At 62.3% G+C, this 24586-nt stretch carries 20 protein-coding genes; 10 read left to right on the top strand and 10 right to left on the bottom strand.

The window, feature by feature from the left end; all coding sequences use genetic code 11:
* Positions 1 to 77 precede the first annotated feature (77 nt).
* The 9 genes from BR71_RS01415 to BR71_RS01375 form a co-directional block, all read right to left on the bottom strand.
* Positions 78 to 1280: an acetyl-CoA C-acyltransferase gene (locus tag BR71_RS01415; RefSeq protein WP_019102934.1), complete on the bottom strand. Its 1203-nt coding sequence runs from the start codon at positions 1278 to 1280 to the stop codon at positions 78 to 80.
* 194 nt (positions 1281 to 1474) lie between these two features.
* Positions 1475 to 3850, bottom strand: a complete 2376-nt coding sequence (locus tag BR71_RS01410; protein WP_043631574.1) for a 3-hydroxyacyl-CoA dehydrogenase/enoyl-CoA hydratase family protein — start codon at positions 3848 to 3850, stop codon at positions 1475 to 1477.
* 475 nt (positions 3851 to 4325) lie between these two features.
* The gene (locus tag BR71_RS01405; protein ID WP_043631571.1) at positions 4326 to 5828 is read right to left on the bottom strand and encodes an OmpP1/FadL family transporter; all 1503 of its coding nucleotides are present in this window, start codon (positions 5826 to 5828) and stop codon (positions 4326 to 4328) included.
* A 185-nt stretch (positions 5829 to 6013) separates the two neighbouring features.
* Positions 6014 to 6391: an acyl-CoA thioesterase gene (locus tag BR71_RS01400; protein ID WP_043631568.1), complete on the bottom strand. Its 378-nt coding sequence runs from the start codon at positions 6389 to 6391 to the stop codon at positions 6014 to 6016.
* Positions 6392 to 6517: 126 nt separating this feature from the next.
* Positions 6518 to 8971 carry an acyl-CoA dehydrogenase gene (locus BR71_RS01395; RefSeq protein ID WP_043631565.1) on the bottom strand — a complete coding sequence of 818 codons (2454 nt, stop codon included), beginning with the start codon at positions 8969 to 8971 and terminating at the stop codon, positions 6518 to 6520.
* A 90-nt stretch (positions 8972 to 9061) separates the two neighbouring features.
* Positions 9062 to 9709: a TetR/AcrR family transcriptional regulator gene (locus tag BR71_RS01390; protein ID WP_043631562.1), complete on the bottom strand. Its 648-nt coding sequence runs from the start codon at positions 9707 to 9709 to the stop codon at positions 9062 to 9064.
* A gap of 203 nt (positions 9710 to 9912) precedes the next feature.
* Positions 9913 to 11100 (bottom strand): O-succinylhomoserine sulfhydrylase, encoded by a 1188-nt coding sequence (locus BR71_RS01385; protein ID WP_043631554.1) that lies wholly within the window; start codon positions 11098 to 11100, stop codon positions 9913 to 9915.
* A gap of 131 nt (positions 11101 to 11231) precedes the next feature.
* The gene (locus BR71_RS01380) at positions 11232 to 11843 is read right to left on the bottom strand and encodes a M15 family metallopeptidase (RefSeq protein ID WP_043631552.1); all 612 of its coding nucleotides are present in this window, start codon (positions 11841 to 11843) and stop codon (positions 11232 to 11234) included.
* 21 nt (positions 11844 to 11864) lie between these two features.
* Positions 11865 to 13088, bottom strand: coding sequence for a D-amino acid dehydrogenase (locus tag BR71_RS01375; protein WP_043631549.1), 1224 nt, complete (start codon positions 13086 to 13088; stop codon positions 11865 to 11867).
* Between the two features lie 133 nt (positions 13089 to 13221).
* Between BR71_RS01375 and BR71_RS01370 the strand changes: the two genes are divergently transcribed.
* From BR71_RS01370 to BR71_RS01325, 10 genes are all read left to right on the top strand, one after another.
* On the top strand, positions 13222 to 14802 hold the full coding sequence (locus tag BR71_RS01370) for an ABC transporter substrate-binding protein (protein ID WP_043631546.1): 1581 nt from the start codon (positions 13222 to 13224) through the stop codon (positions 14800 to 14802).
* A complete protein-coding gene (locus BR71_RS01365; protein ID WP_052370242.1) occupies positions 14790 to 15740 on the top strand; it encodes a succinylglutamate desuccinylase/aspartoacylase family protein in 951 nt (316 codons plus the stop codon). Before BR71_RS01370 ends, BR71_RS01365 begins: the two co-directional genes overlap by 13 nt.
* Positions 15741 to 16101: 361 nt before the next feature.
* Positions 16102 to 16290 carry a DUF1843 domain-containing protein gene (locus tag BR71_RS01360; protein WP_043631543.1) on the top strand — a complete coding sequence of 63 codons (189 nt, stop codon included), beginning with the start codon at positions 16102 to 16104 and terminating at the stop codon, positions 16288 to 16290.
* 72 nt (positions 16291 to 16362) lie between these two features.
* On the top strand, positions 16363 to 16983 hold the full coding sequence (locus BR71_RS01355; RefSeq protein WP_043631538.1) for a DUF1842 domain-containing protein: 621 nt from the start codon (positions 16363 to 16365) through the stop codon (positions 16981 to 16983).
* Between the two features lie 39 nt (positions 16984 to 17022).
* A complete protein-coding gene (locus BR71_RS01350; RefSeq protein WP_043631534.1) occupies positions 17023 to 17625 on the top strand; it encodes a DUF1842 domain-containing protein in 603 nt (200 codons plus the stop codon).
* Between the two features lie 223 nt (positions 17626 to 17848).
* The gene (locus BR71_RS01345) at positions 17849 to 19315 is read left to right on the top strand and encodes a GDL motif peptide-associated radical SAM/SPASM maturase (protein WP_043631531.1); all 1467 of its coding nucleotides are present in this window, start codon (positions 17849 to 17851) and stop codon (positions 19313 to 19315) included.
* Positions 19316 to 19534: 219 nt separating this feature from the next.
* Positions 19535 to 20536, top strand: coding sequence for a substrate-binding domain-containing protein (locus BR71_RS01340; protein ID WP_043631528.1), 1002 nt, complete (start codon positions 19535 to 19537; stop codon positions 20534 to 20536).
* A gap of 205 nt (positions 20537 to 20741) precedes the next feature.
* On the top strand, positions 20742 to 21269 hold the full coding sequence (gntK, locus tag BR71_RS01335) for a gluconokinase (RefSeq protein ID WP_043631525.1): 528 nt from the start codon (positions 20742 to 20744) through the stop codon (positions 21267 to 21269).
* A 1-nt stretch (position 21270) separates the two neighbouring features.
* Positions 21271 to 22608, top strand: a complete 1338-nt coding sequence (gene gntU, locus BR71_RS01330) for a gluconate transporter (RefSeq protein WP_043631522.1) — start codon at positions 21271 to 21273, stop codon at positions 22606 to 22608.
* 75 nt (positions 22609 to 22683) lie between these two features.
* Complete coding sequence (locus tag BR71_RS01325; protein ID WP_043631518.1) at positions 22684 to 23589, top strand: GGDEF domain-containing protein; 906 nt, start codon at positions 22684 to 22686, stop codon at positions 23587 to 23589.
* Positions 23590 to 23641: 52 nt separating this feature from the next.
* Here BR71_RS01325 and BR71_RS01320 read toward each other — a convergent pair whose 3' ends face one another.
* Complete coding sequence (locus tag BR71_RS01320; protein ID WP_143330212.1) at positions 23642 to 24493, bottom strand: DAHP synthetase I family protein; 852 nt, start codon at positions 24491 to 24493, stop codon at positions 23642 to 23644.
* Positions 24494 to 24586 lie beyond the last annotated feature (93 nt).

Genomic DNA, 24586 nt, shown 5'->3' with positions numbered 1-24586 from the left:
GTCCGCCACGGGGTGGCGCGCAATAAAAAACCGGCTTGCGATTGCAAGCCGGTTTTTTTTAAGCGGGCAAATCCAGCTTACAACACTTCGATGATGCCGGCGGCGCCCATGCCGGTGCCGATGCACATGGTCACCATGCCATAGCCCTTTTGCCCGGCGTCACGCATGCCATGCACCAAGGTGGCGGTGCGGATGGCGCCGGTAGCGCCCAGGGGATGGCCCAGGGCGATGGCGCCGCCATGCGGATTCACCTTGGAAGTATCCAGCTCCAGATCGCGGATCACCGCCAAAGCCTGAGCCGCAAACGCCTCGTTCAGCTCGATCCACTTCAGATCGTCCTGCTTCAGGCCGGCCTGGTTCAAGGCGGCGGGAATCGCCTCTTTCGGACCAATGCCCATGATTTCCGGCGGCACGCCCTTGACCGCGAAGGTGACGTAGCGACCCAGCGGCGTCAGCTTGAACTCCTTGAGCACGCGCTCGGACACCAGAATCACGGCGCCGGCGCCGTCGGACATCTGCGAAGAGTTGCCGGCAGTGACCGAGCCCTTGGCGTCGAACACCGTTTTCAGCTTGGCGAGGCCCTCCAGCGTGGTCTCGCGACGCGGACCTTCGTCGGTGTCCAGGACTCGGGTTTTAACCGCCACTTCGCCGGTTTCCAGGTTGGGCGTGCGATACGTCGCCTCCAGCGGCGTAATCTCGCTCTTGAACTTGCCGCCGTCAATCGCGGCCAGAGCGCGGCGATGCGATTCCACTGCGAACGCATCCTGATCTTCACGCGACACACCCCACTGCTGCGCCACTTTCTCGGCGGTCAGACCCATGCCGTAAGCAATGCCGTAGTTTTCGTCCTTGGCGAAGATTTCCGGGTTCAACGACACCTTGTTGCCCATCATCGGCACCAGAGACATCGACTCGGCTCCCGCGGCGATCACCACGTCGGCCTCGCCCAGGCGGATGCGATCGGCGGCCATCTGCACCGCGTTGATGCCGGACGAGCAGTAACGGTTGATCGTAATGCCGCCCACGGTATTGGGCAGGCCGGCCAACAGCACGCCGATACGCGCCATGTTAAGGCCCTGCTCCGCTTCCGGGAAGGCGCAACCCACCACGCAGTCGGAAATCAGTTTCGGGTCCAGATTCGGCACTTGGGCCAGCGCGCCGGTAATCACGTGCGCCAGCATATCGTCCGGGCGCACATGACGCATCATGCCGCGCGGCGCCTTGCCCACCGGGGTGCGGGTGGCGGCGACGATGTAAGCTTCTTGTACTTGTTTGCTCATTTTCGATTCTCCTGTCGGCCGCCTGATCGGCTTTGCGGCGATCAAGCGGCCTTTCATCTGGCTATTGGCCGCGCTTGCGGGAGGATTCGTCGCGAGCGGGCCGAGATCGAAGCGAGAAACGCAGCCGTACATGGGGTACGGCGAGCATCACAGCATTCAATATCGGCTCGCGCAGCAGAATCGTCCCCAAGCACTTAGTTGCGCAGCGGCTTGCCGGTAGTCAACATATTCGCAATGCGGTCCTGAGTCTTGGAGTTTTTCAGCAAGGTCATGAAGGCCTTGCGCTCCAGGTCCAGAATCCACTGCTCGTTGACCAGGGTGCCCGCCTCGACGTCGCCGCCGGTCATCACGTCGGCAATCAGCCCGGCAATGAAGAAGTCGTGCTTGGAAATAAAGTTGCCTTCCAGCATGTTCACCAACTGGCCCTTGACCGACGCAGCGCCGCTGCGGCCCGCCACCGGGAAGCCCTTGACCTTGAGCGGCGGACGATAGCCGGCTTCGGCCAGCGCGATCGCCTGCTGCTTCGCCACGTGCAACAGCTCGTAGGCGTTGAACACGACCGGGTCGCCATTGCGGAAGAAGCCGATTTCCTGCGCTTCGAAGCCGCTGGTGGCCACTTTGGCGGTAGCGATGGCCATGAAGTAATCCTTCAATGCGGCCAACACGTCGCCGCGCGCTTCTTGCGCGGCGCGCAGAGCGAACTCCTTGCAGCCGCCGCCGCCCGGCAGCAGGCCGACGCCCACCTCAACCAGACCAACGTAGGACTCCAGCGCCGCCACGGTCTTGTCGCAGTGCATCGCGAATTCGCAACCGCCGCCAAACACATAGCCCTGGGTAGCGGCCACCGTCGGCACCTGGCAGTAACGCAGGCGCATCGAGGTTTCCTGGAAACGGCGCACCGTCGCGTCAATCGCGTCCCAATCGCCCATCATGAAGGCCGGCATCATCGACTGCAGATCGGCGCCGACGGAGAACGGCTCCTCGGTCTGCCAGATCACCAAGCCTTTGAAACGGTCTTCGGCGATATCGATAGCTTTGTTCAAGCCTTCGATCACAGCCGGGCCGATGGCATGGGCCTTCGATTTGAACGACACCACCAGAACCTCGTCGCCGGTGGTGAAGGCGCGCACGCCCTCGTTCTCGAACACGGTTTCACCCAGCGGAGCGGACGCTTCGCCCAGCACTTTGGCAGGCGCCAGCTGACGCTGGTACACATCCAGCGTGGAACGGCCCACCAACTTGTTGCCGGCGGGGTCGAAAGAACCTTCGGCGAAATGCACGCCGGCGCGGTCGCCCTGCAATACCCAGGCAGGCAGCGCGGCGGCGCTCAGCGCCTTGCCGGCTTTCACGTCCTCGTCCAGCCACTTGGCCACTTGTTGCCAGCCGGCGGCTTGCCAGGTCTCGAACGGACCCACGCTCCAGCCGAAGCCCCAGCGGATGGCAAAGTCGACGTCGCGCGCGCAATTGGCGATATCGGCCAGATGGTGGGAGATGTAATGGAACACATCGCGGAAACATGCCCACAGGAATTGCGCCTGCGGATGGCTGCTTTCGCGCAGTTTCTGGAATTTTTCCGCCGGGTTGGCAATCTTCAAAATGTCCTTGACCGCGTCGTCGCCCTTCTCGCCGGCACCAACGTATTCGCCCTTGGCCGGATCCAGCACCAGCATGCGCTTGCCGTCTTTTTTGTAGATGCCGGCCTTGGTCTTGGCGCCCAGCGCGCCGGCCGCGATCAGCTTCTGCATCCACTCCGGAGTCTGGAACAGACCATGCCACGGGTCTTGCGGCAGAGTGTCCTGCATGGTCTTGACCACGTGGGCGAAGGTATCCAGGCCCACCACGTCGGCGGTGCGGAAGGTCGCCGATTTGGGGCGACCCAGGCGCGGACCGGTCAGATCGTCCACCACGTCGAAGCGAATGCCGAACTTGGCGGCGTTGGCGATGGTGGCCAGCATCGAGAAGACGCCGATGCGGTTGGCGACGAAGTTGGGGGTATCCTTGGCGCGAACCACGCCCTTGCCCAGGCTGGACACAAGGAAGCGCTCCAGATTATCCAGAATGTGCGCGTCCGAAGTCAGGCAGGGAATGATTTCCACCAGATGCATATAGCGCGGCGGATTGAAGAAGTGCACGCCGCAGAAACGCGGGCGCACATTGTCCGGGCAGCTTTGCGCCAGCGTGTTGATCGACAAGCCGGAAGTATTGGTGGCGAAAATGGTGTGCTCGCCCAGGTGCGGCGCCACTTTGTGGTACAGGTCCGCCTTCCAGTCCATGCGTTCGGCGATGGCTTCGATCACCAGGTCGCAATCCTTCAAGAGGTGCAGGTGGTCGTCGTAGTTGGCCGGCTGAATGTGGTTGACGGCATCCTTATTGGCCAAGGGGGCCGGCTTCTGCTTTTTCAAGCCTTCCAGCGCCTTGAGCACGATGCCGTTCTTGTCGCCTTCCTTGGCCGGCAAGTCAAACAGGATGGTCGGTACTTTGGCATTCACCAGATGGGCGGCGATTTGAGCCCCCATCACGCCAGCGCCTAGCACGGCTACCTTGCGTACGTTGAACTTGGTTTGAGACATGGTTTCCTCGTTTTGTTGAAACACAACATGAGACAGGCCCCTCTCGCCTGCTCAGCCTGCTTCAAGGACGGGCGTTGTTCGTCCTTGCGCTGAGTCGGCGGCGCGCCGCCGCTGCAGCCGGCACAACTGACCGGCCGGGAAGTGATTATGATAAAGCCCGGCCCGCCCGGAACCCTGGCGGCGAAGGCATCGCCTCATCGCCGATGGATATCCGTCAATCTACTGAAAAACCGCGCTGGCAGCCACTATGGCGGCGACTCAAGCGCAGCTGGAAAAAGCCTGTATTGAAAAATATCAAACACTCGCTTTTCTCACAAATAAGTCTAACCCAATTTGGGCAAAAAAACAGGGGGTAAATGGAAAAATAGAGGGAGAAAACAAGCGGAAAACTCGACGCGCCGCAAACGTAAAAACCGGGCGAGCGCCACCGCGCCCGCCCGGCCTGAAATCCGCGCGCTCTGCGGCGCCGATTCAATTAAAACCGATAGTTATATTGCAGACCGACCAACTGCAGATAGGTCTTGTAGCTACCCTTCACCGTGCCGCCGTTACCTGTGCAAGCCGCGCCGGTTGTCGGGCTAGTGCCGGCCGGGCTGCAGCCGTCGGTGTAGTTCACATTGGCGTTGGTGAAGTTGATGAAGCTATAGGCGAAGTCGACCGAGCTTTGCTTATTGATCTTGTAGTTGGCGCCCAGCGACAGCCACAAGCGGTCGCTATCCGGCAGCGCCGGGTGACGATCTTTATCGGACTGCAACGGCGACTGCTCCCAAGCCACGCCGCCGCGGAACAGCCAAGCATCGCTGTACTGGTAGTTGGCGCCCAAGGACACGCGCCAAGTGTCGCGCCAGTTCTGGTGAATCACCATATCGCCCTGAGCCACACCGCCCACCGTGGACTGCTGAATCACAATCTCTTTCATTTGCGAGTTGGCGACCCAAGTCACATCGCCCATCACCGCCCACTTCGGATTCAGCTGATGGAAGAAGTTGGCGGATGCGGTTTCCGGCGTGGTGACATCCACCTTGGCCGTAGCATCCGGGTGCTTGCCCTTAGCCACCGCGCCAGCTCCGTTTTGTGGCAAACCGGGAATAGCGTTATTGGTGACATTGTTGAATGTCCAAGTGGATGAGCCGCTCAAGGACTGCTTAATGCTGGAGCGGTAAGCTAGGCCAAAGCGGGTGTTCTCATTCAGCTGGAACATATAGCCGATATTCCAACCGAAGCCCCAGTCGTCACCCTCAACATGCGCCAGGCCATCACCATTCACCGCAGCCGCGCCAACCGCGCCACGGGCTTGGGCCAGAGCAACTGCCTGCGAAGCGCCACCCGCCAGTGCTTGCTGGTAGGCCGTCTGGAAAATACGGGCATTCACACCAGTGGAAGCGTCAGCCATTTGGTCCAACGACGCATTCATGTACTGGGCGGAAATGCCGAAGCCAAAGGAATGGCGGTCATCCAGCTTGAACGACATCGACGGGTTGATGTTGAACGATTGCAGATTCACACTCTTCAGCGCGTAACGGCCAGCCCAGTCAAAGCCATAGTCCAACTTGGCGCCATAGGGTACGAATATGCCCAGACCCAGATTGATCTTGTCGTTCAGTTTGTGCGACAGGTAGAAGTTAGGAGCTGCCACCGCCTTGGGCGCAAAACTACCACCATTGCTGCCACCAGCCGGTTGGGCAGTGGCGCCGGGGATCAACACGGCCCGGGTAGAGCCACTGTCGGTGTACTCGGAATGCGGCACCACCAGAGTGGCGCCACCGGAAATCTGGGTGCCCTCCAACCGCGACAAACCGGCCGGGTTGGCGAAAATGGTGGAAGGATCGTTGGCCTCGGCGCCGTTGGCATGCGCCGTGCCCTGGCCGGACACGCTCTGCGAACCAAACTGATAACCCGAGGCCACGGCCTGGGTGGACATTAGACCGAATGTTGCGCCCATGACCATCACGGACAGGCTGAGGTGCTTGAGTTTCATGTTCTCCCTCTCTCTTTGGCGTTGCTATAGTGTTCTTAGGTGTTAGATGACCAATAAAAAGCAGTGGTCATATTTGATGCTACCAGAGAATTAGAGCAATTCCACAAGGTTTTGGAGTGTTTGTTCCAAACAAACGTTTAATGAGACATTTCTGCAACAAGCATATTAAAAAGCGTCGAACAACGCTAAATTTCACCCAAAATACGCGATTTACCATCATTATCAATCGCCACATACGTGGCAACCACTTCGGTAATCGCCTCATGCGAGCCGTCTATGCGCTCCGCCTCGACGGTGATTTTCAAGGTGATGGATTTCTGGCCGATTCGCAGCCGCTCGACATAAAGGTCTACCACGTCGCCCAGCAGAATGGGCGCGGCGAACTGAAAGGTATTGACCGCCACCGTGGTCACCGGGCCGCGCGACAAGCGCTCGGCGTCCAGGCTGCCGGCCATGTCGATCTGATTCATCAGCCAACCGGCCTGGACTCGGCCGTAAGCATTGGTGCTGGTTGGCAGCGCGCGCACGCGCAGCGTGGGAATCCGGACTTCAGGGCGGTCCATGCTCACTCCTTTGTTATTGCTCGTCGCTCGGCTTTGGCGACTTTCGTCATTTCACGCCAGCGGCCGTCATCGCAGCCGCTGGCGTGAAATGCCGGGACGAATCCCGGCAAATCTTACCCCTTACGCTCAGAAGATCAAGCGCTGCAACAGCTTGTCATCATGTTGCTCCAGCATCTTGTCGAAGTCGTCCACCATGATCACGTCGCGCTTGAGCTTGCGCGCACGGCTGACGGCGTCGAACTCGGCCTGATTGAGCAAACCGGCCGCCAAGGCTTCCGCCAGGCGCTCGCGCGCGGTAACGGAAACAAACTTGCCGTCGCGCGCCAGTTTGCGCAGCTTTTGCTCCAGCGGCTCGGTGGCCAGCACGGCCTCCAGCGCGTGAGCCAGCACGCCCACGGCATCGCCCTCTTCTTTTGGCAGATACATGCCGCGCGTCAGCCGTTCACGCGTCGCGCCGGGCTCCATCATCGCGCGCGCCACCTGGGTGCCGACGCGGTCGGACGCCGGCTTGAGCGTCAGGCCCCACGGGAAGATCAGCTTGCGCAACACCACGGCCAGCATGCGGCTGGGCAAGTTGGCGAGGAAGCCGTCCATCGCCTGCTGCACATCGTACAAAGCGTTTTCCACCGACCACTGCAAGACCGCCAGGTCTTCCTTGGGCGCGCCGTCGCGCTCGAAGCGCTTCAAGCAGGCGGAGGCGATGTAAAGGCCGGAGAGCATGTCGCCCAGACGCGCGGACAACTTCTCGCGGAATTTAAGGCTGCCGCCCAGGCTGAACATCGCCATATCGGACAGCAAGGCGAAAGCGCTGGAGAAACGAGTCAACCGACGATAGTAAACCCCCACTTCGCCGCCGCGCGGGGCGCCGACGAAACGCGACCCGCTCAAGCCCAGCCACAAGGAACGAACCACATTGCTGATCACAAAGTTGATGTGACCCGTGATGGCGGCATCGAACTCCTTGCCATCGTTGGCCATGGCCGCCTTCATCTCGCGCAACACGAAGGGATGGCAGCGGATGGCGCCCTGACCGTAGATAATCATCGAGCGCGTCAGGATGTTGGCGCCTTCGACGGTGATGCCGATCGGAATCGCCTGATAAGCTCGCGCCAGGTAGTTGCGCGGCCCCAGCACCACCGCCTTGCCGCCATGGATGTCCATCGCGTCGTTGATGGCTTTGCGCATGCGCTCGGTGTTGTGGTACTTGAGGATGGCCGACAACACCGACGGTTTCTCGCCGGTATCGAGACCGGTCAGCGCCAAGTCCTGCGAGGCCTCCATCTGATAGGTGTAGCCGCCGATGCGCGCCATCGCCTCGTCCACGCCCTCGAACTTGCCGATGGGCAGGCCGAACTGATCGCGGATGCGCGCGTAGGCGCCCGTGACGAAGGTGCTCATCTTGCCGGAAGCCACCGACATCGCCGGCAGGGAGATGCAACGACCCACCGACAAGCATTCAACCAGCATGCGCCAACCCTGACCGGCGAACTCGCGGCCGCCGATGATCCAGTCCAGCGGAATGAACACGTCCTTGCCCCAGGTCGGACCATTCATGAAGGCCGCGCCGCCGGGGAAATGGCGCCGGCCGATGGCCACGCCTTCGTGCTCGGTGGGGACCAGCGCGCAAGTGATGCCCAGGTCTTCCTTATCGCCCAGCAGATGCTCCGGGTCGTACATCTTGAACGCCAGGCCCAGGATGGTGGCCACCGGAGCCAGAGTGATCCAGCGCTTTTCCCAGCTGACGCGCAGGCCGAGCACATCGTCGAAACGCTCGCCGGTGCGCGGATGGGTGTAGCTGCCGCGGCAGACGATGCCGTAGTCGGGGATGCTGCCGGCGTCCGAACCCGCATAAGGGCTGGTCAGCGCGAAGCACGGGATTTCCAGGCCCTTGGCCAGACGGGGCAGATAATAGTCCTTCTGCTCCTCCGTGCCGTAGTGTTGCAGCAGCTCGCCCGGCCCCAGGGAGTTGGGCACCATCACCGACACCGCGGCGGTGCCGCCGCGGGTGGCGATCTTGGTGACCACCTTGGCGTGGGCGTAATTGGAGAACTCCAGACCGCCGTACTGCTTCTTGACGATCATGCCCAGGAAGCCGTTGTCCTTGATGAACTGCCACACTTCCGCCGGCAGATCCTTCAGCTCGTGGGTGATCTTCCAGTCGTCGATCATCGCGCACAGCTGTTCGGTGGGGCCGTCGATGAAGGCCTGCTCTTCCGGCGTCAGCTTGGGATCGGGGAAAGACAGCAGACGATTCCAGTCCGGCTTGCCGGAGAACAGGTCGCGATCCCACCATACCGTGCCGGCATTGATGGCTTCCTGCTCGGTCTGTGACATCGCCGGCGTGATTTTCTTGAACACGCCGAACACCGGGCCGGTGAACACGGCGCGGCGCAGCGGCGGAAGATTGAGAACGGCGGCGACCACCGCGAAAACAGCCCAGGCCGCCGGCGGCAGCGGGCAGTGGAAGATAAACTGGAGCGCGGCGAGCCAGACGGCCAGCCCCACGGTCCAGGCCAGAACAGGCGCGCGGAAATACGCCAGCGCGCCCAGCAGCACGACCAGAACAACGGCAGATATCATTTTGTTTTACCCTCGTGTTGACCCTTCCATTCCGGCGGCAACAGCAAGGGACGCGGCCGCGATCGGCACGTCCTGCCCTGCGCTCCGGAATCAGCCTTCCATGGGCGCGACCAGGCCAGCCATGACAAAGGGCACGAGGTATTTGACGATCATGTCCGGATCCCGCGCGCTGACGATCTGACTTCGAGTAAAGATCTTCAACACATCGTTGCCTGCAAAGGCATTGAACATGACGCTGAACGCAAGATGCATTCTCCAGGCCAACTGCTCCGTGTCCAGCAAGGGCAAGGCGCGCTGAAACGCGCGACTGTAACGCTGGACGAACACGCTGTACTGCTGGGAGATGGTTTCACGCAACAGACGATGATTTTCCACCAAGGTGCGCGACAACAAGCGCACGAACATCGCCCCGCCGCGCGACGGGTCCTTGGACAGCGATAGACAAGGGCGTATGAACGACAGCACCAAGCCTTCCACCGACAGTTTCTCCTCCGAGGCCACCGCCTCCAGCTTATCCAGTTCCGCCAGGCAGTCCGCTATCAACGGGGCCAACCTGCGCATGAACACAGACTCGAACAACGCATCCTTGGAGCCGAAGTGGTAATTCACCGCGGCCAGGTTTACCTCGGCTTGCTGGGTAATCATGCGCAGCGAGGTCGCTTCGAAACCGTGCTCCACAAACAAGCGTTCTGCAACGTCCAGAATGCGGGTGGCGGTATCGGGGCGGCTTGCTTCCATGTTTTCCAGTGCCTTTTTTGTATTTGCTGGTTTTATGGTCTTGCTCATTTCAGCTTTCGAACAAGCGTTTCAAACTTACGTTTTAATTTGATGAATGTCAAGACATGTCTCGACAGCGCTCGGGCCAAACTCAACAGGGCGGCAACAAAAGCGGCAGTCCGTATTTTAGACTGCCGTTTGAATGAAACACATGTTGAAAGCGTTTAGTCAAGGCCGCGTGCCAAATCCCGCTTCAGGTCTTCGACATGCTCCAGGCCCACGGCCACCCGCAACAGGCCTTCCACGATCCCGGCCTTGGCTCTGGCCTCCGGCGTGATGCGGGCATGCGTCGTGGACGCCGGATGGGTGATGGTGGATTTGACGTCGCCCAGATTGGCGGTACGGGAAATCAACTGCACCCGGTCAACCACTCGCCAAGCCTCCTCCCTGCCGCCCTTGACCACGAAGGACACCACCGCGCCGCCGCCGCTTTGCTGGCGAAGCGCCAGCTCGTGTTGCGGATGACTGGCCAGCCCCGGATAGAACACCCGCTCCACCGCCGGCTGGGCTTCCAGCCAGCGCGCCAACTCCAGCGCGCTGGCGCTGTGCTTTTCCATCCGCAAATGCAGGGTTTCCATGCCGGAGAGCAGCGTCCAGGCATTAAACGGGGCCAGCGTGGGGCCGGCGGTACGCACATGCAGATAAATCTGTTCGATCAACGCATCGCTGCCCACTACCGCACCGCCCATCACCCGGCCATGCCCGTCGAGATATTTGGTGGCGGAATGCATCACCAGATCCGCCCCCAGTTTCAACGGCTGCTGCAAGGCCGGAGAACAGAAGCTGTTGTCCACCACCAGCAAGGCGTCGCGCTGATGCGCAATCTGGGCGATGGCGGCGATGTCGGCGATTTCCGTTAAAGGATTGGACGGCGTTTCCAGAAACAACAAACGGGTATTGGGCCGCGCGGCATCGCGCCAGGCTTGCAGGTTTGTGGCGTCGACAAAGGTGGTTTCCACGCCAAACTTGGCCAGCAGGCCGGCGAACAGATTGGTGGTGGAGCCAAACAGGCTTTGCGAAGACAAGATGTGGTCGCCGGCCTTGAGCAGGCTCATCATGATGGCCTGGATAGCCGCCATGCCAGTGGCGGTGGCGATGGCGCGCTCGCCCCCCTCCATCAGCGCCAAGCGCTGCTGAAAGGCGGCGACAGTGGGATTGGTGAAGCGGGAGTAGGTATAGCCGTCCAGCTCGCCCAGAAACATGGCCGCGGCCTGTTCCGCCGAATCGTAGGTGAAGCTGGAAGTCAGATGCAGGCTTTGGCTATGTTCGCGATATTCGCTGATTTCGCGACCGCCGCGGATTGCCAGTGTTTCCGGGTGCCAACAGGCTTGTTCGGTATTGTCGGATGCCATTGAAGAGTCTCTACGGGTGCTTCAAAGATAAAGCCAGCGCTCATATTGCCTGAAAACCCGCCGTTTGCTAAATGCCTGCCGGGCATAAAGCCGCCGGCCCGGCGGCATTAGGCAGGCCAGCATCCACTTAATTATTCGATCAACAGCATATGAGCGCGTACCCAATCCCGATCCGCCGCCTCGAAGTGCCACCACTCGGTGGCGATGCCGCTGAAACCGGCTTGGCTCATGCAATGGCGCAACAGCAAGCGATTGGCCAATTGCGCCTCGCTCAGCCTTCCCGTCCGCCGCAACTCCGGCTCGCGCTGCGGCTGCGCCAGCTCGGTGAAGTCGTCAAAGCCGGTGCCCATGTTCAGTTCACGCCCGCCGTCATCCTCCACGCTTAGGTCCACAGCCATGCCGAAGCTGTGAATCGAGCCGCGCGCGGGGTCGGCTACGTAGATGCGTTGCGGCGTGTCCTTGACGATGTCCCACAACACTCGCTGCACCCTCCCCGGCCTCAGCGCGTCGAAAACCCGCAAATGGAAACCCGGCCGTTGCCTGCGCAACTCGCGCGCGGCCATGGCCAGGCGCTCGGCGGCGCGGCGATGCAACAGCGCCGGCGCCGCGTCGCCGTAAAGATTCCGTCCCACAAAATTATTGGCGCAGGCATAGCGCAGGTCCAGTCTTACCCCGTCGATATCCGCAATCGACAGGTACTCCGGATGCGCCGCCAACTCCTCCATGGCGATGACCGCTTTCATTCTCTTCGCACTCCCCTTCATTCATCCTCCAGCCATCTCCCGCGCCAGCCGCTCGGCGCTGCCCAGGGCCAAGGTAAAGCCCAAGGCGCCGTGTCCGAGATTCAGCCAGAGATTAGCCGGCCCGCCAGGCGCGCGCCCTATCATGGGCACCCCGTCCGGCGTGGCCGGCCTCAAGCCGGCCCATTCCGTAGCCTGTTCCAAACAGCCCGCCCGCGGCCAATCGCGCTTCACTTGCCGACGCAAGCCGGCCACGCGCCGCGGATCCGGGCTTTCGTCGTAGCCAACCAGATCCGCCGCCGCCGCAACCCGCAGACGCCCGTCTATGGGCGCGTACAAGGTCTTGCGCTCGAAATCTGTGACGCTTAGAACCGGCAAACACTCCCCCGCGGGCATGTCCAGGCTGTAACCCTTCAGCGGATAGAGCGGCAGCCGCAGGCCCAGCTTGCGCGCCAACGCCGCGCCGCCGACGCCGGCGGCCAGCACCAGATGCCGGCAGGGCAAGGCCTCATCGGACAGCAAGACTTGCCGCACTCGCCCCTGAGCCATTTCGAAACCGCTAACTTCCTGGCCAAACCGGAACTCGACATCCAGGCCTTCCTCAAGCATCCGCCGCTGCATAGCAAGGCAGAACAACCGACAATCCGCCACTTCCTCGTCAGGGGTATGCACGCCGCCGGCTATCGGCCCGCTTAGTCCGGCCAAGGCCGGCTCCAAATCATGGCAAGCATCCGTATCCAGCAGTTGCTGGCACGCACCCAGCTCGCTCATCGCCGCCACGCCTTGACGCGCATGCTCCAGCGCCGCCGCGCTGCGGTACAGCACCAGCTTGCCGTTGCGCCGCCAGGCAAAACCGCCCAACCCCTCCTCGCGCAGCCCTTCAAGCAACACGCGGCTTTCTTGCGCCAAACGCCACAACTGAGCGCTGCCGGCGCGATTGGCTTTACGGTTGCAAGCGCGATAAAAGCGCCACAACCACTGCCATTGGGCCGCGTCCCAGCTTAGACGCAAACGCATAGGCGCATCCGCGCTCAACAGCCAGGCCAGCGCCTTGGCCGGCACGCCCGCATCGGCCAGCGGCGCGACATAGCTATAGCTTAGCTGGCCGCCGTTGGCGTGGCTGGCGCCGGCCGCCGCCTCGCCTCGCCGCTCCAACACCGTGACCGGCCAGCCCGCCCGCGCCAGCCGCCATGCGCTGCACAGGCCAATTACGCCGGCGCCCACGACAAGCACTCTCGATCCCCCCATCACCGCCCCCTCGCAAAGTCCGTCGAAACCGCGAAGCCGGCCCGCGCCGGGAACCAATTGCCATGGTCTTGGACCGACAGCGGTAGATGACGGACAATTCGCATGCCGCGAACAAGAATTCAGGATAGCGTAAATGACAAAATCGATCCTCTCCCTTTCCCTGTTGCTGGTCGGCGCCTTGCCTGCCGCCGCGCTGGCGGCCAAGCCGCTGGTCTTTTGCGCGGAAGCCTCGCCGGAAGGTTTCGACCCCGCGATGTGGGACACCGCCTCCACTTACAACATCGTCAAGCCCGTCTTCCAGGGGCTGACCGAATTCAAGCGCGGCGGCGTGGCGCTGCGCCCAGGTCTGGCGGAAAGCTGGAGCGTGTCGGCGGACGGGCTGGAATACACCTTCAAACTGCGCCGTGGCGTCAAATTCCATCACACCGAGTATTTCAAGCCCAGCCGCGACTTCTCCGCCGACGACGTGGTTTTCACCGTCAACCGTTGGATCCGGCCGGACCTGCCGTTCAATCAGGCGTTCAAGACCCCGCTGACCGGCCCGGACGGCTACGGCCTCGTCAAACTGATAGACTCGGTGCAAAAGCTGGATCCTCACACCGTCAAGATCCGGCTGAAGGAGCGCAACGCCACCTTCCTGACGTTCTTCGCGATGGGCTTCGCCGGCATGCAGTCGGCTGAATACGCCCAGCAGCTGCTGCAGGCCGGCAAGCCCGCGCAGATCAACCTGCTGCCCATCGGCACCGGCCCCTACCGCTTCAAGAGCTACGCCAAGGATTCAACCGTGCGCTATGAGGCCAATCCTCAATACTGGGGCGCGCCGCAAAAAACCCGCAACCTGATCTTCGCCATCGTCACTGACCCGCAAGTACGCATCCAGAAGCTAAAGGCGGGCGAATGCCAAGTGGCCGCGGCGGTGCGCGAGTCCGATCTGGACACCTTGAACACCGACAAGAACATCAAGATCGCCGCCACCGGCGCCAGCAATATTTCCTACCTGGCCTACAATCTGAAACGGCCGCAGTTCGCCAAACGCGAAGTGCGCGTGGCGCTGGACATCGCCATCAACCGCGACGCCCTGTTCAAAGCGATGTTCCCCAAGGGCGGCGCCACTCAGGCGGTCAACCCCTATCCGCCGTCCACCTGGAGCTGGAACCCCAAAACCCGTAATGAATACAACCCGGCCAAGGCCAAGGCGCTGCTGGCCCAAGCCGGCTACCCCAACGGCTTCACCCTGGATTTATGGGCGCTGCCGGTACAGCGGCCCACCAACCCCAACGGCAAACTGATGGCGCAGATGATCCAGCAAGACTGGGCCAAGATAGGCGTCAAGGCCAATATTCGGTCCTACGAATGGGGCGAGTACCTGAAACGCGCCGCCGCCGGCGAACACGATGTCTATATGTCGGGCCTGACCAGCAACTCCGGCGACCCTGACGACTTCCTCTGGAACGCCCTGTCCTGCAGCGTCAGCAAGGGCGGTCAGCGCTTCTGCAATCAGGAGTTCGATAAGCTGCTGCTGCTCGGCCGGCAAGCCACCGAGCAGAAGCAACGCACTCAGTATTATTTGAAAGCCCAGGAAATTTTCAAATACGAACGCCCCTGGATCACCATGGCCCATTCGCGCATTTACATTCCGATGCGCAACAATGTGCAGGGTTTCGTGATGAATCCCAATGGCTCTTTTGACTTCGAGGACGTATGGCTCAAATAAACCCGGCCTGGCCCACCCATTTCGCCAGCCACCGTTACCAGAGTTTGCGGGCCGGCCCGCGCCTGATCGTCACCGGCGCCGTGCACGGCAACGAGGTTTGCGGCGCGCTGGCCATCCGTCGCGTGATGGCCGAACTGGAACAAGGCGCGCTGGCGCTCCGCGCCGGCCGGCTGACTCTGGTTCCGGTGGTCAATCCGCTGGCTTTCCAGCTGGGCCAGCGCGGCGGCGAACGCAACCTGAACCGCAATCTCGCGCCCAGCAACGCGCCGGGCGACTTCGAAGATCACGTCGCCAACTGGCTGTGCCCCTTGCTGTCGGAACATGAGGTTTTGCTGGACCTGCATTCCTTCCAGTCCCCCGGCCGGCCTTTCGTCTTCCTCGGCCCGCGCGACAACGCCGGCGAGCTCGAACCCTTCGCCCTGGCCGCGCGGGAAGAGGCTCTGGCGCAGCGGCTGGGCGTCGCCCGCGCAGTGGACGGCTGGCTGTCCACTTACGCCCTGGGCGTGAGCCGCCGCGGCAAGACGGCCGGCGGCGATGCCCGATACGGCGTGGGCACCACCGAATACATGCGTCAACAAGGCGGCTGGGCGCTGACGCTGGAATGCGGCCAACACGACGACCCCGCCGCGCCGGATGTCGCCTACCAGGCCATCGTCAATACGCTGGCCCATCTGGGCATGATGGACGCGCCGCCCCCCACGCCGGCTCCTCTGGAAGCGCTGAGCCTGTATGAAGTGGTGGACAAACTTGACGATGGCGACCGCTTCGCCCGCGACTGGACCAGCTTCGATCCAGTGCGCAGAGGCGAACTCATCGGCTGGCGCGCCGACGGCAGCCCGGTGACGGCCATAGACGACGGTCGCATCGTCTTCCCCAACCCTCAATCGCCCAGCGGCCAGGAGTGGTTCTATCTGGCTCGCCCCTCCAACCGGTTTTAAGCCTCTCTTCCTTGCTCCGGGCTGCGTTCGCGCGGCTCGGTACTTCCACTTAAGTATTTGTTCTTCATAAAAACTGACCTTAAGTTCAGTTTGCCGCCGCCCCCAACTGCTACACCGATAAACACTGCCGGGCTTTGTCCGGCAGCCCTTTGCGGGCGGCCCGCTCTCATCCGCCCGTCATCTCGTTAATCAGCGCTAAGAACGTGTTTACGATCCCGCTAGCAAAAGCGAGACATGGCGAAAACGGCTGAGAAAGCGGAATGCACATACGGCACATGAACATTTCGAAGCGGCACTCACCGTGTCGTGTCTCACAACGCGCAGCAGATCGCAAACAGGTTCTCAAGGAACAGGTCGACTCATGAGCCATCTTCCCACGCATCAAGTCTTGCCTTACGGCGTCGCCATCCACCAAGCGATTGCGGAAGGCAATCTGGCGCAGATGAAAACCCTGCTGGAACAAGGCGAACAACACTTGCGCCAATACGGCGATCTGCACGCCGCCGTCGATCAGTTGAAGCAGGAAATCTCCCGCCTGGAACGACGCTAAGAACACTCTCGCGATCCAGCGAGCCCGCTCGGCTCGCCCGGCAGGAACATCACCTAACTCTCCGGAGGTTTTATGTCAGACACCGCACAAACCGATATCGGCTTGTTTCCCGTCAGCTACCTCATCGGCACCGGCATGGAAGGCGCGCAACGGCTTACGCTGAACCTGCTGGTCGCGCCGCCGCGCAGCGCCGTGACCGGCGACGCCCACATCACCCAGGCCACCAATCCGCCGCTGGACGTTCACTCCCACGTTCACGGCGACTACACCTACCTGACGGTGATGCCGCCCAGCGAAGGCCGCATTCTGATCACCGCCCAAGGCCACAGCGGCAACACGGTCAACTTCAAACTGCACTTGGTTCTGAGCCAGGACTGGAAACAGGGCGTGGCCAATTACAGCTATCTGAACGGTTCCGCGTGGGTGGAAGTGGAAAACGCGCCGGCCAAACTCAACCCGGAACTGAAATCGCGCTATTTCCCGTTGCCGCTGGGACCCGGACCGGTGATTCTTCCCAACCCGCCCATCAATGCGCTGTACGGCGTGCCGATTCAAAGCGCCATCGCCAGCGGCGACCTGGCCCACATGAAAACGCTGGCCTCCTACGCCCGCCAGCAATTGGACGCTCAGCCGCAACTGCGCAAGGAACTGGACGCGCTGAAATCGGAAATCGCCAAGCTGGAACGCCAATAGGCTAGCGCCGTCTCTCCCCCATCCGCCAAGGAGTGCTCCATGTCAGCAACAGGATTGTTCCATACCCGTTACATCGTTTCCGCCCCGGTGCTGGGCGCACCGGTCCTGACCCTGGACCTGCTGGTCAACACGCCGCAGAAAAAGGTCAGCGGCCACGCCAGCATTTTCCAAAGCGTCAGCCCGCCGCTGCAATTCCAGGCCAATGTCTGGGGCCATTACAGCCAAGCCAAACTGGACCCGTCCGCCGAGCACCACATCGTGCTGTCGCTGGACGGCAGCCCCAGCTCTCCCAACAGTCAGATCGCCGAAACCTTCCACTTGCAAGGCATTCTCGACCAGAACTGGAAGGACGGCCACGCCAGCTACCGCTTCTTCTACCAGAACGCTTGGCACACCGTGGCGCACGCCATCGTGACCGAGGCCCCGGCCGTGCATCCGGAGCCGCGCTCCGGCAGCAAGCCCTACCCCCACCCCATTCCGCTCTACGCCGCTGCGCTTCAGCAATCCCGCTCCAGCGACAATCTGGCGCAGATGAAGTCGCTGGCCATTCAGGCGGAAGAACAGTTGAAGCAGCACGACAATATCGAAGCCGCGCTGAAGCAGCTGCATGCGGAAATCGCCCGCCTAGAAGGCCGGCATTGAACGGCGCCGCACGCTAAGAACGTGTTTACGATCTCGCGAGCCAAGGTGAGGCAAGGCGAAAACGGCTGAGCAAGCGGCGTGTACACACGGTACATGAGCATTTTGAAGTTGCACTCGCCGAACCACGTTTCACCACGCGTAGCAGATCGTAAACAGGTTCTAAGCAGCTCAAAGTCCAGGGGCGTCCAGCGGACGCTCCTCGCCCCCTTCCAAGGACCCGCTCATGCTCGATGACCGCCCCACCGTCCGTCCCGCCCGTTATCTGGACGACGAAGACTTCAAGCGTTACGTCCCGGTGCACGTGGTTTGGGAAATCACGCTGGCCTGCGACCTGAAATGCCTGCACTGCGGCTCCCGCGCCGGCCACCGCCGCCCCAACGAGCTGTCCACCGCCGAATGCCTGGAGGTCATAAACGCGCTGGCGGCGCTGGGCACGCGCGAGATCACCCTGATCGGCGGCGAAGCCTATCTGCGCAAGGACTGGACCCAATTGATCCGCGCCATCCGCGGCCACGGGATGTATTGCGCGATCCAGACCGGCGGCCGAAATCTGAACCCGGCTCGCCTGCAACAGGCGATAGACGCCGGCCTCAACGGCGTCGGCGTATCGCTGGACGGCCTTGCGCCCTTGCACGACAAGGTGCGCAATGTGCCGGGCGCTTTCGACAAGGCGGTGGACGCCTTGCGCCGCGCCAAGGCGGCCGGCCTCGCCGTCAGCGTCAATACCCAGATCGGCGCGGCCACCATGCCGGACTTGCCGGCGCTGATGGACCAGATCATCGAACTGGGCGCCACCCACTGGCAGATCCAGTTGACGGTGGCGATGGGCAATGCGGTGGACAATGACGAGCTGCTGCTGCAACCCTACCAACTGCTGGAACTGATGCCCTTGCTGGCGCGGCTTTACCGCGAAGGCGTGGAGCGCGGCCTGCTGATGAATGTGGGCAACAATATCGGATACTACGGCCCGTACGAGCGCCTGTGGCGCGGATTTGGCGACGAGCGGGTTCACTGGAGCGGCTGCGCCGCCGGCCAGACCGTGCTGGCGCTGGAGGCGGACGGCACCGTCAAGGGCTGTCCATCGCTGGCCACCGTCGGCTTTTCCGGCGGCAATGTTCGCGATATGAGCCTGGACGACATCTGGCACCACAGCGAGGGCATCCACTTTGGCCGCCTGCGCTCGGTGGAGGATCTATGGGGCTATTGCCGCGGCTGCTACTACAACGACATCTGCCGTGGCGGGTGCACCTGGACCTCCCACTCCCTGCTGGGCAAGCCCGGCAACAACCCCTACTGTCATTACCGCGCGCTGGAGCTGGAAAAACAGGGCCTGCGCGAGCGCATCGTCAAACTACAGGACGCCGCGCCCGCCTCCTTCGCCGTTGGACGATTCGACTTGATCACCGAAGACATCGCCAGCGGCCAGGAAGTCAGCCGAATCAGCCGCAGCGGCCAAGTCATCGCGCTGACTTGGAAAAACAAGGGCAAAACCGCGCCGCGCGAAGGCAAGCCGCCGGCCAAGCTGGCGCTGTGCCGGCAATGCCAGCAATACATCCACCCCGACGAAACCTGTTGCCCACACTGCTCGGCGGACATCGCCGCCGCCGACCGCGACTACCAGCAAGAGCAGGCAAAACGTCAGCAGGTGATCAACAATCTGCGTCGCTTATTGGGCTTGCCGGCTGATTAAACCTCGCGACGTCGGCGACGAAGCGCGCTTTTATGCCAAAAAACTGAGATCCACGGTCACAGCCATCCACTAGCCATAGCTCATTTGACGGAAATCGGTCTACAATCGCGGCTTGCCTGACTTACCACGCCGCCATGGGAGCCGATGTCCGCATGACCTGTTTCGCGCCGTTCGCCCTATCACTGGAAGCCGCCGCTTCCGCCTCGCCGGACCCGCGCCATGAGCGATAAGCCGAGGCGCCCGTCGCTGCAGGACATCGCAGACCGGGTAGGCACTTCCAAAATGACGGTCAGCCGTTACTTGCGCAACGCCAGCCTGGTATCGGACGCCACCGGCCAGCGCATCTCCAGCGCGATGGAGCAATTGGGCTATATCCCAAACCGGGTGCCGGACCTGCTGGCCCGGGCCAAGAGCCGCGCCATCGGCGTGTTGTTGCCGTCGATGTCCAACCAGGTGTTCTCCAACCTGGTTCACGGCGTCGAGTCCGTGACTCGGGAAGCCGGTTACCATACGCTGTATGGTCATTACTGCTACGACGTCGAACAAGAAACCCGGCAAGTGGAGCAGTTGCTGTCTTTCCAGGTGGATGGGTTGATCCTGTGCGAAACCATCCACTCCGAACGCACCTTGCGCATGTTGCAAGTGGCGGCGATTCCGGTGGTGGAGGTGATGGAACTGCCGTCCCAGCCCATAGACCTGGCCGTGGGCCTGGACCACCAGGCCGCCGCCGAAGACATGACCCGGACCATGATCGCGCGGGGCAAGCGGCGCATCGTCTACCTGGCCGCCCGCCTCGACCGCCGCACCCGGCTGCGCGCCGCCGGCTACCGGGCGGCGATGGAACAAGCCGGACTGGTTCCGCTGGAGATACAGACAGAGCAACACTCCAGCTTTCAGCTAGGCGGCGAGATGTTGCGCCAAGCCATGGCCGCCGCGCCGGACCTGGACGGCGTGTTCTGCACCAACGACGACATCGCCGCCGGCGCCTTGCTGGAAGCCCAGGCCATGGGCATGGCCGTGCCGCAGCGTATTGCCGTCGCCGGCTTCAACGCCTTGGATATCGGCTCCGCCTTGCATCCGCGGCTGGCCAGCGTGGTCACGCCGCGCGAAGCGATTGGCCGGCTGGCGGCGCAACGCTTGCTAGGCCGTATCCACGGCCAGCGTTACACCGATCCCGTCATTGACTTGGGTTACACCCTAAGCCTGGGCGGCAGCGTCTAGGCCAGTGCCGGAATACGACACCCTCCCCTCAAAAAAACCTTTATTTATCAAGACAAAACCCTCAAAGCGCCGCAGCCAAGTCAAGGCCGGCGCTCAAAACGCTTGCCTGCGCCTTGCAAAGCCGACATATTGTTATCGGCGTAATGTTACCGGTAACAATCACGATCCGCCTTCAAACAATTCGACAACTCATTGGAGTGGCTTCATGAATTCCACACCACATCAGGTTTACGTGCTGATGGGCGTTTCCGGCTGCGGCAAATCCGCGCTCGCCGCGCAACTGTCCCAGCGCCTGACATGCGCCGTACTGGACGGAGACTTCCTGCATCCTCGCGCCAATATCGACAAAATGGCCGCAGGAACGCCGCTGGATGACGCCGATCGCCACCCCTGGCTCAGCGCGCTCAGCGACGCCGCCTACGCCATGCAACGCAGCAACGCGCTGTCCATCATCGTGTGCTCCGCGCTGAAACGGCGTTACCGCGACCAGCTGCGCGCCGGCAACCCGCAGTTGTCCTTCCTTTACTTGAAAGGCGATTTCGACCTGATCCTGCAACGGCTGCAAGCCCGGCAAGGCCATTTTCAAAAGGCCGATATGCTGGCCTCGCAATTTGCCGCGCTAGAGGAACCCGGGCCGGACGAAACCGATGTCCATACTCTGGACATCCGCCCCGAGCTGAACAACGTCGTCGCCGACGCGATGCGCCTGATCCAGTCCCGCCAGGAGCGCTGACATGTCCATTGCAACCCTCGTATTGACCGCGCTGGGCTCGGTTGCCCTGTTGTTGTTGCTGGTGATGAAGGCTCGCTTGCATGCGTTCATCGCGTTGATGCTGGTCTCGATCGTGGCCGGCGTGGCCTCAGGCATGCCGGTGGAAAAAATCGCCGACACCATGCAAAAAGGCATGGCAGGAACCCTAGGCTTCCTCGCCGTGGTGGTGGCCCTGGGCGCGATGTTCGGCAAGATACTGCATGAAACCGGAGCGCTCGATCAGATCGCCGGCCGGCTCTTGAGCAGCTTTGGCGAACGGCGCGCGCATTACGCGCTGGGCGTGGCCGGGCTGGTCTGCGCGCTGCCGCTGTTCTTCGACGTCGCCATTGTGCTGCTGATCGGCGTGGTGTTCGCAGTGGCTCGCCGCACCGGCGGCAATGTGGTCAAGCTGGCCGTGCCGCTGTTCGCCGGCGTGGCCGCCTCGGCGGCCTTCCTGCTGCCCGGCCCCACCCCCATGCTGCTGGCCTCGCAGATGCAGGCGGACTTCGGCTGGATGATCGTCATCGGGCTGGCCGCGGCGATTCCCGGCATGTTGCTGGCCGGCCCGCTGTTCGGCAGTTTCATCAGCCGGCACGTCAGCCTGGCCCTGCCGGACGACATCAGTGAGCCGACGCTGGAGCGCGACCGCATGCCCTCCTTCGCCTTCAGCCTGACGTTGGTGCTGTTTCCGCTGGTCATGGTGGCCTGCAAAACCCTGGGCAGCCATCTGGCGACGCCGGGCTCGACCGTCTTCCATTGGCTGCAGTTCATCGGCCATCCGTTCAGCGCCATCCTGGCCGCCTGCCTGATCGCCATTTATGGCCTGGCTGTCCGTCGCGGCATGGAGGCGGAACAGGTCATGCGCATCTGCAGCGCCGCGCTGCAACCGGCCGGCATCATTCTGCTGGTGACCGGCGCCGGCGGGGTATTCAAACAGGTACTGGTGGATTCCGGCGTGGGGCCGGCGCTGGGCAACGCGCTGATCGGCGCCGGCCTGCCCATCGCCGTCGCCTGCTTCGCGCTGGCGGCCGCGGTCAGAATCATTCAAGGATCCGCCACTGTCGCCTGCCTGACCACGGTGGGACTGGTGCTGCCGGCCATCGAGACCATGGGCTTGTCCGGCGCGCAGCTGGCCGCGCTGTCCATCTGTATCGCCGGCGGCTCCATCGTGCTCAGCCACGTCAACGACTCCGGCTTCTGGCTATTCGGTAAATTCACCGGCGCCAACGAGGCTCAGACTCTGAAAACCTGGTCGCTGATGGAGACGATACTGGGCACCACCGGCGCGCTGGTGGGCATGGCGGCCTTCACCATGTTGTGACGCGCAGCATGCGCCTTGGCAAGCACGGCAACCGGGTACGATACTCACTGAAACACGCTTGAGTAGCCCACCTCCATGACGGACGCCCTCTGCATCACACTGCTTGCCATGCTGGACAACAGCGCGGCTCTTGTCGCGCTGTTCGACCGGCACGACATGCTGCGCTACGCCAACACCGCCTTTCGACAAAGCTTCTTCCTGACGCAGGAGGAGTGCCTGAGCTGGGCGGAACTGATGCGACGGAACTACCAGCAAAAACAAGGCTCGCGGATAGAGACCGACGATATCGAAGCTTGGTTGCGCTCCGCCTGTTCGCGCCGCGGCAAGCTGCCTTATCGCGCTTTCGAGGCTGATTTATGCGACGGCCGATGGATGTGGATGACGGAAACGATGAGCGCGGACGGCTGGATGCTGTGCCAAGCCAGCGACATCACCGAGCTGCGGGCCGACAAACGCGAGCTGCGCCAGGCCCGCGATGTGGCCTTGCGCGCCGCCCAGACCGATCCAATGACCGGCATCAGCAACCGCACCCATTTGATGCAGTTGCTCCAACTATTGCTGCAGCAAAGGCGTGAGCACTCGGCGCCGGCCTGCCTCGCCATCCTCGACCTGGACCACTTCAAACGCATCAACGACCTTGAGGGCCATCCAGCCGGCGATCAGGTGATCTGCAGCTTCGTCCAGACCGTGCGCGCTCAGCTACGGCAAAGGGATGGTTTTGGGCGTTTGGGCGGCGAGGAATTCATGCTCTTGCTGCCGCAAACCTCGCTGCTTGAAGCCGAACAGTGCTGTGAACGGATTCTCGCCGCCGCGCGGCGGGACCGTCCGCTGGCGGCCAAGCCGGAACTAGGCTACACCTGCTCGATCGGGCTGACCGAACTGCGGCCAGACGACGACGTCGCCAGTTGCTACGCGCGGGCCGATGAGGCGCTTTACCACGCCAAGGGCAGTGGACGCGATTGTTTAAGCAGTAGCCGCTAAGCGCCTGTTTACGATCTGCCCGCATCGGCCAAATCGTAAACAAGCTCTAAGTTCAGCCGGCCGTAGCCAACAGATCAGACGTTCTCCAGCGCTCGAAACGCCGCTGGGCCGCCGTCACGCTGGACGCGGTCAGCGTCAGGCCGCCGCAAGCCGGCGCCCAGTCTTCGCCGCGTTCGGGAGCGTCGTCGAAGGCCAGCAAGTGCGGGGCGTCTCCCGCCGCCATGCCCGGCCCCAACAGCACCGCGCCGTCCGGATTGCCGGCGCTTTCCACCAGCCCCACCCGCCCCTCGCTCAACAGCATCGGGAATCGATGGCTGGCGGCCACCGCCTGGCGAGCGTCGCGCGCGATCTGCAGCTTGTCGGCGTCGCCAGGCTCCAGCAGCACCGGGCAAGGCAGAGCCGATGCCAGCTCGCGGTGAATCTGGCTCTCAATCACGGTTGGCGGCAGCAGCGCCGCGCTGACCAGATCGCTCAGATACGCCATCTCATTAAGTTGAATCAAGACATGCGCCAAGGGCACGCCCGCGGCCAAGCACTGCAAATAAACCCTTCTTTGCTCCAACAACGCCTGCCTTCCGCGTCCCGTCGTCGCGCCGGCAAGCGGTTGGACCAGCACGCTCCAGCCCCCCTCTCGCAACTGCCACGCGGCCAACTGCCCTGCCTGCTCCAACAAGGCCGGCAGCGGCAAACGCAACAGCAGCAGACGCCGCGAACCGGTTCCGGCCAATGCCGCTTGGGCCGCGCGGCGCCCGCGCGTCACCGTCTCCCGCGCTCTATCGTCCGCCATCGCGTCGGCCATCAGTTCGCGCGGCGAGGGTAAACGCCGCAAGCTCATCGGCTCCGCCGCCTGCGCACTATCGGGAACGCCGTCCATGCTGTCGCTGCCTTCGGAATACATTGTCATTCTCCATCCTGCGCCTGCCATGCAAGCGGTTCAATTGGCGGCTACGATATTTTTATTGAGAATGATTGTCAATTGCGTTTTTAACAAAATTAG

Origin of the sequence: Chromobacterium haemolyticum DSM 19808 (assembly GCF_000711885.1) — a bacterium.
Lineage (GTDB): Bacteria > Pseudomonadota > Gammaproteobacteria > Burkholderiales > Chromobacteriaceae > Chromobacterium > Chromobacterium haemolyticum.
The sequence above is the reverse complement of the archived record's forward strand: the minus strand, read 5'-3'. Positions and strand labels throughout refer to the sequence as shown.

Bases quoted from the DNA above. Each gene is read 5' to 3' on its own strand.
- BR71_RS01375 (WP_043631549.1), bottom strand. From the start codon at position 13,088: ATGGGGGGATCGAGAGTGCTTGTCGTGGGCGCCGGCGTAATTGGCCTG.
- BR71_RS01380 (WP_043631552.1), bottom strand. From the start codon at position 11,843: ATGAAAGCGGTCATCGCCATGGAGGAGTTGGCGGCGCATCCGGAGTAC.
- BR71_RS01415 (WP_019102934.1), bottom strand. From the start codon at position 1,280: ATGAGCAAACAAGTACAAGAAGCTTACATCGTCGCCGCCACCCGCACC.
- BR71_RS01395 (WP_043631565.1), bottom strand. From the start codon at position 8,971: ATGATATCTGCCGTTGTTCTGGTCGTGCTGCTGGGCGCGCTGGCGTAT.
- BR71_RS01405 (WP_043631571.1), bottom strand. From the start codon at position 5,828: ATGAAACTCAAGCACCTCAGCCTGTCCGTGATGGTCATGGGCGCAACA.
- BR71_RS01360 (WP_043631543.1), top strand. From the start codon at position 16,102: ATGAGCCATCTTCCCACGCATCAAGTCTTGCCTTACGGCGTCGCCATC.
- BR71_RS01370 (WP_043631546.1), top strand. From the start codon at position 13,222: ATGACAAAATCGATCCTCTCCCTTTCCCTGTTGCTGGTCGGCGCCTTG.
- gntK (WP_043631525.1), top strand. From the start codon at position 20,742: ATGAATTCCACACCACATCAGGTTTACGTGCTGATGGGCGTTTCCGGC.
- BR71_RS01345 (WP_043631531.1), top strand. From the start codon at position 17,849: ATGCTCGATGACCGCCCCACCGTCCGTCCCGCCCGTTATCTGGACGAC.
- BR71_RS01400 (WP_043631568.1), bottom strand. From the start codon at position 6,391: ATGGACCGCCCTGAAGTCCGGATTCCCACGCTGCGCGTGCGCGCGCTG.
- BR71_RS01325 (WP_043631518.1), top strand. From the start codon at position 22,684: ATGACGGACGCCCTCTGCATCACACTGCTTGCCATGCTGGACAACAGC.
- BR71_RS01355 (WP_043631538.1), top strand. From the start codon at position 16,363: ATGTCAGACACCGCACAAACCGATATCGGCTTGTTTCCCGTCAGCTAC.
- BR71_RS01365 (WP_052370242.1), top strand. From the start codon at position 14,790: ATGGCTCAAATAAACCCGGCCTGGCCCACCCATTTCGCCAGCCACCGT.
- BR71_RS01340 (WP_043631528.1), top strand. From the start codon at position 19,535: ATGAGCGATAAGCCGAGGCGCCCGTCGCTGCAGGACATCGCAGACCGG.
- BR71_RS01410 (WP_043631574.1), bottom strand. From the start codon at position 3,850: ATGTCTCAAACCAAGTTCAACGTACGCAAGGTAGCCGTGCTAGGCGCT.
- gntU (WP_043631522.1), top strand. From the start codon at position 21,271: ATGTCCATTGCAACCCTCGTATTGACCGCGCTGGGCTCGGTTGCCCTG.
- BR71_RS01390 (WP_043631562.1), bottom strand. From the start codon at position 9,709: ATGGAAGCAAGCCGCCCCGATACCGCCACCCGCATTCTGGACGTTGCA.
- BR71_RS01350 (WP_043631534.1), top strand. From the start codon at position 17,023: ATGTCAGCAACAGGATTGTTCCATACCCGTTACATCGTTTCCGCCCCG.
- BR71_RS01320 (WP_143330212.1), bottom strand. From the start codon at position 24,493: ATGACAATGTATTCCGAAGGCAGCGACAGCATGGACGGCGTTCCCGAT.
- BR71_RS01385 (WP_043631554.1), bottom strand. From the start codon at position 11,100: ATGGCATCCGACAATACCGAACAAGCCTGTTGGCACCCGGAAACACTG.